General features: G+C 69.7%; 17 protein-coding genes. 1 reads left to right on the forward strand and 16 read right to left on the reverse strand.

Translation table 11 applies throughout. The annotated features are described in order from the left end of the window. Positions 1–87: 87 nt before the first annotated feature. The 12 genes from C5F48_RS18550 to C5F48_RS18605 all read right to left on the reverse strand — a co-directional run bounded on the left by C5F48_RS18550 (position 88) and on the right by C5F48_RS18605 (position 8348). A complete protein-coding gene (locus C5F48_RS18550; protein ID WP_107665321.1) occupies positions 88–1305 on the reverse strand; it encodes a phage head morphogenesis protein in 1218 nt (405 codons plus the stop codon). Continuing rightward, positions 1298–2869, reverse strand: a complete 1572-nt coding sequence (locus tag C5F48_RS18555; RefSeq protein ID WP_107665322.1) for a DUF935 domain-containing protein — start codon at positions 2867–2869, stop codon at positions 1298–1300. Before C5F48_RS18555 ends, C5F48_RS18550 begins: the two co-directional genes overlap by 8 nt. Continuing rightward, positions 2869–4269 (reverse strand): terminase large subunit domain-containing protein, encoded by a 1401-nt coding sequence (locus C5F48_RS18560; protein ID WP_245941532.1) that lies wholly within the window; start codon positions 4267–4269, stop codon positions 2869–2871. The genes C5F48_RS18555 and C5F48_RS18560 overlap by 1 nt, the downstream gene beginning before the upstream one ends. Before the next feature lie 8 nt (positions 4270–4277). Continuing rightward, positions 4278–4817 carry a phage protein Gp27 family protein gene (locus C5F48_RS18565; RefSeq protein ID WP_107665324.1) on the reverse strand — a complete coding sequence of 180 codons (540 nt, stop codon included), beginning with the start codon at positions 4815–4817 and terminating at the stop codon, positions 4278–4280. Position 4818: 1 nt separating this feature from the next. Next, on the reverse strand, positions 4819–5124 hold the full coding sequence (locus C5F48_RS18570; protein WP_107665325.1) for a VpaChn25_0724 family phage protein: 306 nt from the start codon (positions 5122–5124) through the stop codon (positions 4819–4821). Then, positions 5121–5468, reverse strand: a complete 348-nt coding sequence (locus C5F48_RS18575; RefSeq protein WP_107665326.1) for a DUF2730 family protein — start codon at positions 5466–5468, stop codon at positions 5121–5123. Before C5F48_RS18575 ends, C5F48_RS18570 begins: the two co-directional genes overlap by 4 nt. Position 5469: 1 nt before the next feature. Further along, the gene (locus C5F48_RS18580) at positions 5470–5811 is read right to left on the reverse strand and encodes a hypothetical protein (RefSeq protein WP_107665327.1); all 342 of its coding nucleotides are present in this window, start codon (positions 5809–5811) and stop codon (positions 5470–5472) included. Positions 5812–5850: 39 nt separating this feature from the next. Next, positions 5851–6471 carry an N-acetylmuramoyl-L-alanine amidase gene (locus C5F48_RS18585; RefSeq protein WP_107665328.1) on the reverse strand — a complete coding sequence of 207 codons (621 nt, stop codon included), beginning with the start codon at positions 6469–6471 and terminating at the stop codon, positions 5851–5853. A gap of 133 nt (positions 6472–6604) precedes the next feature. After that, positions 6605–7009: a hypothetical protein gene (locus C5F48_RS18590; RefSeq protein WP_107665329.1), complete on the reverse strand. Its 405-nt coding sequence runs from the start codon at positions 7007–7009 to the stop codon at positions 6605–6607. Then, a complete protein-coding gene (locus C5F48_RS18595) occupies positions 7006–7461 on the reverse strand; it encodes a gp16 family protein (protein ID WP_107665330.1) in 456 nt (151 codons plus the stop codon). The genes C5F48_RS18590 and C5F48_RS18595 overlap by 4 nt, the downstream gene beginning before the upstream one ends. 28 nt (positions 7462–7489) lie before the next feature. Next, positions 7490–7693: a hypothetical protein gene (locus C5F48_RS18600; protein WP_107665331.1), complete on the reverse strand. Its 204-nt coding sequence runs from the start codon at positions 7691–7693 to the stop codon at positions 7490–7492. Between the two features lie 4 nt (positions 7694–7697). Beyond that, positions 7698–8348: a DUF3164 family protein gene (locus tag C5F48_RS18605; protein WP_308812769.1), complete on the reverse strand. Its 651-nt coding sequence runs from the start codon at positions 8346–8348 to the stop codon at positions 7698–7700. A gap of 143 nt (positions 8349–8491) precedes the next feature. On the opposite strand from C5F48_RS18605, the gene C5F48_RS18610 reads away from it, so the two are divergent. Continuing rightward, the gene (locus C5F48_RS18610) at positions 8492–8746 is read left to right on the forward strand and encodes a DUF982 domain-containing protein (protein WP_107665332.1); all 255 of its coding nucleotides are present in this window, start codon (positions 8492–8494) and stop codon (positions 8744–8746) included. A 23-nt stretch (positions 8747–8769) separates the two neighbouring features. Here the strand turns inward: C5F48_RS18610 and C5F48_RS18615 are convergent, their stop codons facing one another. From C5F48_RS18615 to C5F48_RS18630, 4 genes are all read right to left on the reverse strand, one after another. Beyond that, entirely contained in the window at positions 8770–9141 is a 372-nt protein-coding gene (locus tag C5F48_RS18615) for a hypothetical protein (protein ID WP_107665333.1), read from the reverse strand. Then, the gene (locus C5F48_RS18620; protein WP_107665334.1) at positions 9138–9710 is read right to left on the reverse strand and encodes a hypothetical protein; all 573 of its coding nucleotides are present in this window, start codon (positions 9708–9710) and stop codon (positions 9138–9140) included. Before C5F48_RS18620 ends, C5F48_RS18615 begins: the two co-directional genes overlap by 4 nt. 3 nt (positions 9711–9713) lie before the next feature. Continuing rightward, positions 9714–10499, reverse strand: coding sequence for an AAA family ATPase (locus C5F48_RS18625; RefSeq protein ID WP_107665335.1), 786 nt, complete (start codon positions 10497–10499; stop codon positions 9714–9716). A 37-nt stretch (positions 10500–10536) separates the two neighbouring features. Further along, on the reverse strand, positions 10537–11986 hold a 1450-nt coding region (locus C5F48_RS18630; protein WP_107665337.1), incomplete at its 5' end, for a transposase domain-containing protein.

Consider the following 11986-nt stretch of genomic DNA (forward strand, 5'->3'; position numbering starts at 1 on the left):
GCGCGTATATTTGCCCTGACGCCCGAGCCAAACGGAAAGCCGGTCATGTGCCGCGATGGTGTTCCCGACCATCCGGGCGTCATACCCTCACTCCCTTACCGTCGTGATGAGCGGGTTCTCCTGCAGGGAGCGCCGCTTGCTGGCCCGCAGCGGATAGAACGAGTTCACCCAGATCTCGCCGGCGTCCTGCATGAGCTTCAGCACGAAGAGCCAGGGCGTCTCGCCGCGGGAGATGACATGGAGCTGCGGCGCGCCGGCCCCGCGCTCGAGGAGCAGCTCGCCGGTCTCCAACGCCTCGCCCAGGATCAGCAGCGTCTCGGTGGTCACGCCGCGCTGGCGGGAGACGAACTTCCGCCCATACTCGCTGGTCATGCTGACCACCCGCTTCGCCATCCCCACCGCCTGAGCCACTTCGCCGGGCAGCATGGCGACCGGGACGGCGCCGGGGGCCTCGCCCTTCAGCACCCGCTCGGCGCGCCAACTCGTCGCGATGTCGCGCAGCGCGGCGCGGGCGATGGCAGGATCGGCGGCCTCGAGCTTGTCGTTGAGGAGCTGCTCCATCGCATCGAGCCGCAGCGCGCCGGGGTTGCGGTCCCAGCCGGGATCGATGCCAAGCGGGATCTGGCGGGTCGCCCCGGTGCGGCGGTTCTTCACGGCGCGCATCGGCGTCGGCGGGGCGTCCTTGTCGACTCCGAGATCCTCGGCCTCGTGACGGGTGATCTGGCGCACCCAGCATTTGCAGCCCCAGCCGTTCGGCGGGAACCATGTGGCCCAGAACGGATGATCGACCGGCAGGATCAGCCCGGCCTTCATCAGATGCTCATCGCGGTGATCGATGCTGGGGCCGAGCTGGTAGAGGAGATAGGGCAGGGCGCGCTTGGTGCGCTTGATCCGCTCCCACTGGCCGGCGGCGCGGGCGGAGCGGATGTTGGCCTCGTAGATGGTGCGCAGCCGGCGCGGCGAGCCGAGCTGGACGCGGCGGGTCTTGCCGCTGGCGGGATCGACCATCGCTTGCTTGCCCCACCAGCCCATGGCCTCGAGCCGCGGGCGCAGGTTCTTCTGGAAGGTCGCGAGCGGCAGGCCCTCGTCGAGGGCGCGCTGCACCTCCTCGCGGATCCCGGTCAGCACGTCGAGCTGCATGGCCTTGGCCACGGTGAAGGCCACCGCATGTTCCTCGGGCTCGACATCGCGGAAGCTGAAGGCCGGGCGCAGGCCCTTGTTCGCGAGGTACCGGCTCGCCTCGGGCGGCGGCCCGGGGTTGAAGCTGTAACCCGGGCGGTCAGCATTGCCGGCGGGATCAGCCATCCTGGACATCCCCGAGCGCCCGGGCCTTGAAGCTGGCCTGCACCAGCGTGTCGATCAGACGGGACGCGGCCATCTCGGGCAGCACGGCCGTCAGCGCCGCCATGGCTTCCTCGTAGGTCGCGGCGTCGAGGATCGCCCGCTCGACGGGACCGAGCAGATCGTCCTGCACCTCCTCCCATTCGGCCAGCGCATCGGCCCCGATCTCGTCGAGCGGATCGGCGGGCGGATCGATCTCGCGGTTCAGCGCCAGATGACCCCGGCAAGTCGGGCAGCGGCAGCCGGAATGGTTCTGCGCCGTCGGGGGCGCGGCCGGAGCCCCGCCGATCACCTCGTCCTTCTCGCCCGGATCGGAGAAGCCGAGCTTGCTGCGGATCTCGGCGGCGCGGAAGCGCACCCCGGCCGCGGCCAGCGCCGGGACGGCGGTCATGATGGCGGCGGTGTCCTCGGGCTCGGGGATCTCGATCACGATGCGCGGGTAGCGCTCCTGCTCGCCCCAGTTCGCCTGGACGAAGGGGCGCACCGCGTCGCGGTTCAAGGCCCCCGCCACCGAGCGGGCGTCGGCGCGGGCGATGTCGTGGCGCACCTCGTTGTGGACATTGGCTTGGCTTTGCGATGAGCCGTTGTCCGAGGTCATGGTCTGGCCGAGCACGGCCTTCGAGATCTGCTCGTCGGCCCAGCGGGCGAAGGTCTCGAAGACGCCGTCGCCCTGCACGGCCACGCCGCGCTCGAAGTCGATCTGCATCGACTTGGGCAGCACCGCCGCGGCGTCCGTGCCGATGTTGGCCACCGCCTGGAAGAGCTTCCGCACATCCTCGGCCGTCGCCTCCGGCCCATAGCGCCCGAGGCGCAAGGGCAGGCCGTAGGTCTCGATGAAGGCGATCCAGTCCTTCAGCGTATAGGCCTTGCACATCCAGCTGAAGGCCACGACCCGGGCCAGACCGTTGCGGAAGGCGAGGCCGGACTTCAGCCGCGCCTCGTGCCGGATGAAGTGGCCGGGGGCCAGCGGGATCCCCTCGATAGGGGAACTGTCGGAGCGCAGCCGCAGCTCGCGCCCGGTGTCGCGGTCATAGGTCAGCCAGCGCGGCTCGACCCGCTCGAAGAGCTCCGGCCACCAGCGGCTCTTGTCGGCCGCCCAGTGGATCTCGACGACCGAGAAGCCCTTGCCGAGGCTGTCGAGCATGTCCTCGACCAGATCCGGGAAGCCGTCATGCTCGGCGATATGCGCCTCGACCGCCTCGGCGATCTCGCGGCCCTTGGTGTCGTCCGAGCCCGGCACGACATGCGGAACCACGCCGGAGATCGCCCGCTTGCGGATGCCCAAAACCGAGCCGTAATGCGGATCGCGCTCCTCCATCTCCTCGGCCAGCGTCAGGAAGTCCGAGAGCTCGCCCTGGTCGCAGGCGCGCAGCACCGCCGCCAGCCGCTGCGGCGTGAGGCCCGAGGCGACAGTGTCCGTCCAGACCTGGCGCACCCCGGTGATCCCGCCAGTTGCGGATCCCGTCGCTTGTGCCTGGGTAAGCGTCCGAAGCTGCAGCGGTCGCCCGTAGGCGTCGAGCAGGGCCATCACCACACTCCTTCTCTTGCGCCGAAGCCGCCAGTGAGGCGCAGGGCGTGATCCTCATCCATGTCCCCGCCGCCGCCGCGCGGCACGGGCCGGTAATCATAGGGCTGATAGGCGGTCTCGGCGGCCGAGAGCGCCAGCGCGCCGGCCCAGAAGCGGTCGGCATGGCCGTCGGTGTCGCCGTCCGCGACGAGGCGGCGCGTCCCGGTCAGCCCGACCTGGGCCTTGATCGCGTGGAGATCGGCGCGGAGCGCCACGTCGCCGGCCGGGATCCGCGCCCGGCGGTCCTGGAAGCGCTCCTTCATCGCCGTCGCCATGTCGAGCTTGGCGGCGGAGGAGAAGAGGATGCCCTCGACCCGGTCCTCGCCATGCCGGCGCTTGGCGTCCTCGACCGGCTTCTCGCCCATGCCGGTCTGGTCCATCCGGCAGCGCACGACGTGATAGCGCCGCATCACCTCGGCCAGGAGCTGGTCCTGCTCGGCGAAGCTCACCCGCCGCCGGGCGATGATCTCGCGGGTCCAGAGCACGTCGCCGACGAGCTCGGCCACCCAGATCACGAAGAGGTCGTTCCTCGCGGCGATGTCGACGCCGACGAAGCACGGCCCGCCCCGGTAGAGCGCGGGCAGGCCTGCGGCGGGATGCTCGCAGCCCGCGATCAGGTCGTAGTCGAGCCAGGCGCTGGCCTCGTCGAGCCATTGCAGCTCGTATTCCTGCCGCCAGGCGTCCTCGTCGGCCATGCCGCGGCGGAGCATGTCGACATCGCGGTCGAGCCCCTGGCGCACCGCCTCGTATATGTCGACGACATGGCGCGACCAGACGCTATCCTCGGCGGTCATCAGCTCGTAGAACTTGTTGCCCTTGCCGTTCGGGGTGGAGATCACCCGGAGCTTCAGTCCGGTCTTCGAGATCACCGGGAAGAGCGCCGCCCAGATGTCGCGGCTCTTCTGGTGGAAGGCGAACTCGTCGAGGATGACATTGGCCGAGAAGCCGCGGGCGGTGTCGGGGTTGGCGGGCAGCGCCGTGATCCGCGCGCCGTTCGGGAAGACCACCTCAAGCGCCTTGTAGACCGCGTCCGGCCCCTTCTCCTGGGGCGCGCGGAACTCGCCCTCCTCGAAGCGCGGCTCGCCGCCTTTGACGAGGGTGTTGTAGACCTCGTAAAACGCCCGGGTGAAGGGCTTGATCACCTCGGTCATGGCTTCCGCCGCCTGGCGCTCGCCGCGCGACAGGATCACCCAGCGCGACCGGCGATCCTCGGACCAGGCGCGGAAGCAGTCGTCGACGCATTCGCCGCAGGTCGAGAAGGTCTTTCCGGTCTGGCGGCTGAACATGCCGATCTTGAACCGCGCCGGATCCGCGATCCAGGCCTTCTGATAGGGCAGGAAGGTGATGACGGGGGACGGCACGGCGGCGCTCACTCGAAGCCGAGGATGCGGCGGGCCTTGGCTGCGGCTTCGGCGTCGATGTCGCCGCCCGCGACGGCGGCCTCGAGCCGGGCGGCCTGGGCCTTCCTGAGATCGCGGGCCAGCGTCTCGCGGATGCCGGAGGAGGCCATGACGTCCTTCAGCATCTTGCCGAGAAAGTGCAGCTCCTTGGGGTCGATCTCCTCGCCGGCCTTCACCATCTGCGCCTGCATCACCTTGAAGGCGAGGGTGGTGATCATCTGGAAGAGCACGTTGTGGCGCTTGGCTTCCTCCTCGAGCCCCTGCTCCTGCATCCAGCCCGCGGCCCAAGCCGAGGCCTCGTCCTGGTATTTGACGAACTCCTCGTATTCCTGGCCGTAGGCATGCAGGGCCGACTTGCGGATGCGCAGCTCCAGCCCTTCCTCCTCCAGGCGGAGGTTCAGCTCCTCGGCCAGCGCGTCGTAACCGGAAAAGCCCCGGGCGCGCAGCGATTGCTGCAGCCAGCCCTTCAGCTCGGCGGGCAGGAGATCGACCTTGCGGGGCGGCGGCATCTCAGCGCCTCGGGCCGGGGCGCTGGATCTCGGGATGCGTCGCGCGCCCCAGCGCCAGATCGACGCCGCGCGCGGTGGCGGTCGCCACCAGGAACTCCGGCTTGCCGTTGAGCACGACAAAACCTTGCTCGGCGAGCCAGCCGAGCTCGGTCGCGGTCTGGTCGCGCGAGGTGTCGATGCCGATGCGGTCGGAGTTCAAGACGTCGGTCAGCACCGAGACGTTGCTGGTGTAGGTCGGGCTCGCCTCCAGGAACCGCAGGATCGCGAGGCGGCGGTGGCGGCGGAGGGTCTCGGCGTAGTCGCTCATTTGCGCGCCCCTTCAAGCAGGTGGTCCTCGTGGCGCGAGACGATGGATTCGACCCGGCTCATGATCTTGTTGTTGCCTTCCATGGTGGCCCGCATCTCGCGCATCTCGCCGCGGACCTCTGCCAGGGTCAGCTGCAGCTGGTGCATGTCGCGCTGCGCCGGCAGGCCCTGGACGGTCTGCTCGATGCTGTTGATCCGCGCGTCATGCCGGTCGAGCCGGGCCGCGCCCGCGGCGATCTTGTCGTCGAGATGCTGCGAGCGGGTGCGCCACCAGGCGAAGACCAGCGTGGCGAGCGAGAGGAGGAACGAGAGGCTGACCGTCAGGTCGAAGGAGACGCCCTGCACGTCAGCTCCCCTTGGCGATCATCTGGCGCAGCTTCGAGCGGGCGAGATCGAAGAGCACGTCGTCGGCGGCCTTCAGCCCGGCGATGGCCCCGGGGACCGAGCGCTTGGCGTAGCTCACCACCTGGGCGGCGGCGGTCTCGAGATCGTTGGCCTCCCCCGCCTTCGCTTCCACAGTGCTCGCGCCGGTGGTGACGGCGCTGTGCAGCGCCTCGCGCCAGATCTTCTCGGCCTCGAGCCCGAGGCTGCGGCGGATGCCGAGCTGGAGCATGGCGAGGAGGCCGAGGATGGCGACCGAGAGCGCGTCGGTCAGGAGCGGGGTGACGGTGGTCAGAAGCGTGTCCATGGGAAGGGCTTTCGATGGTGGAGAGAGAGGGAGGGTGCGTCAGGCGGCCTTCAGCCATTCGGCAACGGTGAAGCCGGGGCAGGCTTTTGCGGCGTAGTCGTTGTGGCCGCTGATCGTGGCGATCCGGGTGCGCATGCCGACGCCCTGCAGCAGATCCCGCAGGCTGCGCTCCTGGGCCGGGGTGTAATGCTCGGCGAAGCGGTCGGTGACGGCGCTGCCCGCGCCGCCGATCAGGCTGATGCCGATGGTCCCGGCGTTGTGGCCGATGACATGGGCGCCGATCACGGTCTCGGCCCGGCCGGCGGCGATGCTGCCGTCACGGTCGATCAGCCAGTGATAGCCGATGTCGCGCCAGCCGCGCTCGAGATGCCAGCGGCGGATCTCGGCGCGCTTCTCGGCGAGGGTGGCGTTGCCCATCCAGTCGGGCCGGGTCGCGGTGCAATGCAGCACCACCTCGCGCACCGGATGGCGGGCGCTGCCCTGGTAGATCATGGCGGAGGTCTGCGGCGCGATCAGCCGGCCCGCGGGCCTGCCGCCGGCGGCGATCAGCGCCTCAACCGCGCCGCGGGTCTTCTTGCCCCAGAGCCCGTCGACCGGGCCGGGGTCATGGCCCATGTCGCGCAGGCCGGTCTGGATCAGGGAGAGGGATGGATTGGACACGAACGCACCTCCGGGGGTTGACCGGACCATCGCGCGTAAGGCGTCACAGATCGCCCCTGAGCAAGTTCAAGGGCTGGGAGATGCGTGGGAGTGGGGGATGCCGCGCCAGTCTCGCAGACCGGCGGCCGGGCTGTCAAAGGGGCAGTTGATACTGCCGCGAGCCGTGCACGGCCTCGTCCTCGCGCTCCAGCTCGGCGCGGTACTTGGAGACGGTGCGGGTGTGCAGATCGCAGGCCAGCGCCACCTGCTGCAGCGAATGGCCGGCCATCAGCATGGCCTTGGCCTCGGAGCGCCGGGCCTTGGCCCCGCGCATCGAGGCGCAGGGCAGCACGATCCGGCCATGGCCGAGCGTGGCGATCAGCACCTGCGCCGCCTCCTCGCCGATGATCTCGGCCAGAAGCGAGCCGGGGGCGCGGCGCGGGATGTTCAGCTCGCAGCCGCCGCGCCGGCGCAGGAGCCGCACGGTCAGCTCCATGCCGATGGCCTCGCAGATGTCGGCCGCAACGCCGGGCAGGCTGGAATGGGGCAGCTCGGTCATGTGTCCACTCCCGCCCGGCGGCACATGTCCTTCAGCGCCCGGGTCACGTCGTTGATCTGGCCGGCGTCGCGCAGCGCGTCGATGTCGATGGGGACCGAGCCCCATTTGCCCTCGAAGCGGGTGCGGAGGAAGGCGTTCAGCCCGTCGCGCCCCGGCTTCTTCAGCGCGCCGGCCTTGCCGAGGAGGCCCCAGAGCACATGGATATAGCGCAGGTCCGGGCGGGGGGCGGCGGGACGACGCCCCTTTGCGCCGGGTTCAACACCCGGTTTGAAGCCGGGTTTGAAGCCCCGGGCCTTCAGCGCCTCCAGCAACTTCGCCAGCTCGGCCTCCGACATCTCGGCCATGCTGGCCTTGCCGGTGGCGACGAGCTGCAGATCCCGGCGCGTGTCGGCGTCGAGCCCCAGCTCGCGGCAGCCGACATGGATCATCCGTTGCAGGGCGCGGGCGGTCATAGCGCACTCTTTATATATCGGGAGGCGTTCACTGCCCGCCCCCGAGCTGGACGCCGATCAAGGCCCAGAGCGCCGCCTGCAGCACGAGAAATCCGAAGGCCAGCCGACCGATCCGGCGGGCACGGGGTAGATCGCCGGATAGGACCCGGATCAGGACGCCGACCAGTAGCGCGCCGAGCGCCAGGGCGGTGGCGGCTGCGAAGCTGGCGGTGATGATGACTGCTGCGTTCATCGGCTCAGGCCTTCGCCAGATCGATGGTGACGGCGCGCCACGGCCCGTCCCAGCTGTCGCGCTCGTAGCAGCGCACATAGGTCTTGGAGCCGACCACCCGCATCGCTGCGCGGATCGCCTCCATCGCCCGCTTCCAGCGCGGATCCTCGATCTCCAGCCTGAGCAGCATGAATATCTCGGCCCGGTTGATCTGGCCGGCCTTGTCGGTGTTGAAGGCCCGGGTCACGATGGCGCGGATGTATTCATGCGAGCCTTCGGCCCACTCGTTCAGGCATTCGTCGACGAGGCCTTTGGCGATCTGCAGCTGCGGCCCGAACTCGACGAAGTCCGAGACCTGCACCTGCACCTTCTTCAGCCCGTCATAGGTCATGAAGGTCTTGTTGCCCTTCGCCCCGCCCTTGGTCGCGGAATATTCCTGGGCGAGCAGCGCCTCGAAGGCGCTCAGATCGTCGAAGGTATGCGCCTTGAAGCGGGCGACCTGCTCGGAGAGCTCGGTGGCGTAGTGCATGATCTTGCGCACGGTCTCGTCCTCGAGCTGGTGCTCGGGCTTGATCATCGACACAGGCCAGAGCGCGCCCTGCGCATTGCGCATGTGCGGGATGCCGTCGATCAGGATGCGGCCTTCGGTGGTGGGCGCGGGTGCTTGTAGGGTCACGGGAGAATCCTATCGCGTTGACATTATTTTGACGAGTGCACAGCCGTGGCGTGTGCATAGTGGGGCTGGTGATTCCACCAGGGTGCGCCGAGAGGGATTTCGGGCGCGCCGGTTATTCGGCGGGATCCTTGATTGGGGGATACATGGCCTGGAGCCGTCTGGACTGGCATGCGCCGGTCTTTCTTAGCTTGCCCGATAGCATCGAGCCCGAGCCGATCCTTGCAGTTGATGAGGCGAGCGAGTTCCTCGCCAACCGCTGGCCGGCAGAGAAGACCAACGTCTATTGGCTGGCGGCGACCCTCTGCACAAGGTGCATCCACGGACAGGTCGATCCGCTGGTCGCCCGGGAGGCGCTGGTGGCCGCGGCCGAGGAGGCGGGAATTTACATGGCGGCCTGAGCCGCCAGCCGATGCACTCATCCTCATGCCTCCTCCGCCTTCTTCATGCGCGGGCAGCCGTGGCAGGCGCGGTACATGCGGACGCGGAGCGGATTGCCGGTCTGGAAGTCGCGGCCCTTGGCGCGCCAGTCCTGGCAGACATGCGACGGCATGGTGCCGAGGGCCGGGCAGAGGATCACCGCCGCCTCGAACACCCCGCGCACCCGCTCCTCCAGCGCGGCGAGATTGCCGGGGTATTTGCGGCGCAGCACCTGGCTGATCACGGTCGGGCTGCGCTCGAGCTTGGCCGCGACGCGGTTCTGCGAGGCCTTGCCGCATTCGATGGCCAGGGTCTCGATCCAGTCGGGCAGCTCCTCGCCCCAGGCGGCGCGGGCGATGTCGAGGGGGCCGCTCATTTGCCCGCCCCCGTCATGCCGGGCACGTAAGAATAGGCGCTGTCGTTCGGATCCCAGACCGCCGCCACCCGCTTCTCGCGCGGGGCGCGCGGGCCGGTGTTCTTCACCAGCCGGTAGGTCGCCTCGCGCTTGCCCGGCACGGCGGTGCGGCTGACGCGGAGGTACTTCGCGCGCAGCAGCGTCTGGCAATAGGCGCTGGCCTCGCGCAGATCGACGCGCAGATCCGCCCGGCAATGGCTGGCGAGATCGACCGGGGTGAAGCTCTTCAGCCCGCGCATCGCGGTCCAGAGCTGCTGGCTCACCTGGGAGCCGCGGTCCTTCGGCTCGCGGTAGGCAGGCGTCAGCTCGAACATCTTGCGCGAGTTGCCGTTGCCGCCGCGCTGGACGCGGACCCGGCCGGCGGCCTCCCAACCGCGCACGATGTCGGTGGCGGGCTCCATGCCGATCAGGAGCTCGGCGGCGATCTCGGCATAGCCGAAGACCTCCATGCGCAGCGCGATCTCCCAGGCTTTGGCCTCGACGGCGGCCCGGCGCTTGGCGGTGGTGGTCTGGTGGGTGTGCATTAGCATGGCTCAGCCCCTCCGCGCGGTGCGGGCCGCGGCCTGCTGGCGCGAGCGCTCGACGGCATGCTCGCGCCGCGGCGGCGGGGCCTCGCCGCGGAAGAAGGCCCGCGCGCCCCAGTCCTTCAGCCCGACCGTCGTTAGCCCCAGCGTCAGCGCCGTCTCCTTCACATGGCTGAGGTTGGTCGAGACCCGGCGGTGCGAGCCGCTGGATTGCTCCAGGAGCCGGGCCTTCAGGTCGTCGCCGAGCGTGATGCCCGAGGCGTAGATCGGCGCGAGTTGGGTCACGTCGGAGAGATCGGCCGGCTGGGCCGCGACCCAGTCGAGCATGCGGCCATGCACCCGCTCCCAGCGCATCAGCTTCACCGGCAGCTCCTCCTCGCCGATCAGGATCACCGGCACGGCGGAGGCCTCGTAGAGCCCGCGCACCACCTCGACCATGTCGTCGCGGATCAGCCGGTCGGCCTCGTCGATCAGGAGCGGGCGCTGGTTCACCGAGAGCTCGCGCGAGACCTGCTCGAAGATGTCGGCGGCGGTGCGGGCGGGCCGCAGGCCGAGCTCGAAGGCGATGCCGGCGAGAAGCTGCTTCGAGCGCCAGAGCGGCTGCACCTCGACATGGCAGGCGCGGAAGGCGTTGGTGGCGTAGACGGCGGCGGTGGATTTGCCGAAGCCCGAGGGGCCGTAGAAGGTGGCCATTCCGGGCAGGCCGAAGGCCCGGTGCTGGACCCGGTCGATCAGGGTCATCAGCGCCGAGACGTTCCTCAGCGGAGCCACGCTCTCGTAAAGGGTCTCTGTCATGCTCGCTCTCTTTCTGGTCTTGGCCGGTCGCCCGGCGTCATCCGAACATCTGGTCGCCGTGGACGCGCCACAGCATCAGCTCCGAGCGGTATTCGGAGCTCGTCTGGTAGCCCGCGAGCCACTTCCTCTGCTCGCGGGTGATCTGGTCGCCGCGCTCGACGGCGCGCTCCATCTCGAGCGCGCGGCGGAAGCGCTGGCGGGGGTCCTCCTCGGTCGCGGCGGCGGGGGCCGCGCGCAGGGGCAGGGCGGTGATGCTGCCGGGCTGGGCCGGGGACGGGGCGGGCGTCGCCGCCGCCGTCTTCGGCTTCACCAGCCGCACCACCTTGGCCTCGGGCGGCGGCGGTTCGCCGGGGCTCGCGAGATCGAGCTGCCGGCCGAGCTCGGCGGCGGTGTAGCGGCGATGGGCGCTCGCCGCCTCCTTCTCGGCCTTCAGCCAGGCGCGGCGGGCGCGGGCGGTGATGCGCGCCTCTTCGAGATCGAAGAAGCCGCTGCGCTCCAGCACCGGGGCCTCGCCAAGATAGCCGCCGTCCTGGGCGTAGACATGCAGCCCCGCCCAGAGGTCGGCGGGATCGAAGCGGATCACCACCCGCTCGCCGGCGAAGTCCTGCATCCATTCCGCCCAGTAGCGGTTGTTCTGGAAGGCGATCTCGCCGGTGCGGCTGTTGAGCCGCTGGCCCTCGGCCCCGAGAAGCCAGAGCCGGCGTTGCGCCGCGGTCGCCTTGCGGATCGGGGCGCTCGCGTAGCTCTCGTCGAACACCTCGACGAAGCTGCGGCCATAGGCGACCTCGGAGCGCCGGCCCTGCCGGGTGTTGTGCTCCTCGATCCCCTCGGCCAGCACCCGCAGGAAGTCTTCGAGCTCGACGGCGCGGCTGCCGTAATCCTCGGGCTTGGCCTCGGGGCGGTTGCCGGTCCAGGCCCCGTCGAAGCGCGGATCCTTGGCGATGCTGTCGCACATGTCGCGGAAGGCGCGCTCGATGGGTTTTGACTGCCCGCTGTAGGGGGTGGCCCAGTGGATCTCGCAGCCGAGGGCGGTGAAGAGCCCCGGCACGTCATCCTCGCGGACCTTGAAGCGGTAGCGCGTCGCGGCCCCGCCGGTGACCACCTTGGCGGCGAACTCCCGGCCGTTGTCGAGGAGCACATGGCCCGGGATGCCCCAGTCCTCGATCATGTCGCCGGCGGCCAAGAGCACCGCGGTGCTGTTCGGCGTCTGGTCGACGCGCCAGGCGAGGATCCGGCCGGAGAAGATGTCCTGGAAGGCCACCATCTGCGGCCGGCCGATGTGGCCGGGATCATTCTGCCCGGGCAGGCTCGGCCAGCGGACGAAGACGTCGAACTTGTGGAAGTCGGCGTTCACCGCCTCCAGCGCATGCAGCGCCGACTTGTCGCGGCGCTGGGTCGGGAACAGCCGCTTCACCGCCTCGATCCCCTCGCGGCAGAGCACCTGCGTGACCCGGCTGACGCTGGCGTTGAGCCGGCGCTGCATGACG

The sequence above is a fragment of the Cereibacter changlensis JA139 genome (assembly GCF_003034985.1).
In the GTDB taxonomy this organism is placed as follows: Bacteria; Pseudomonadota; Alphaproteobacteria; order Rhodobacterales; family Rhodobacteraceae; genus Cereibacter; species Cereibacter changlensis.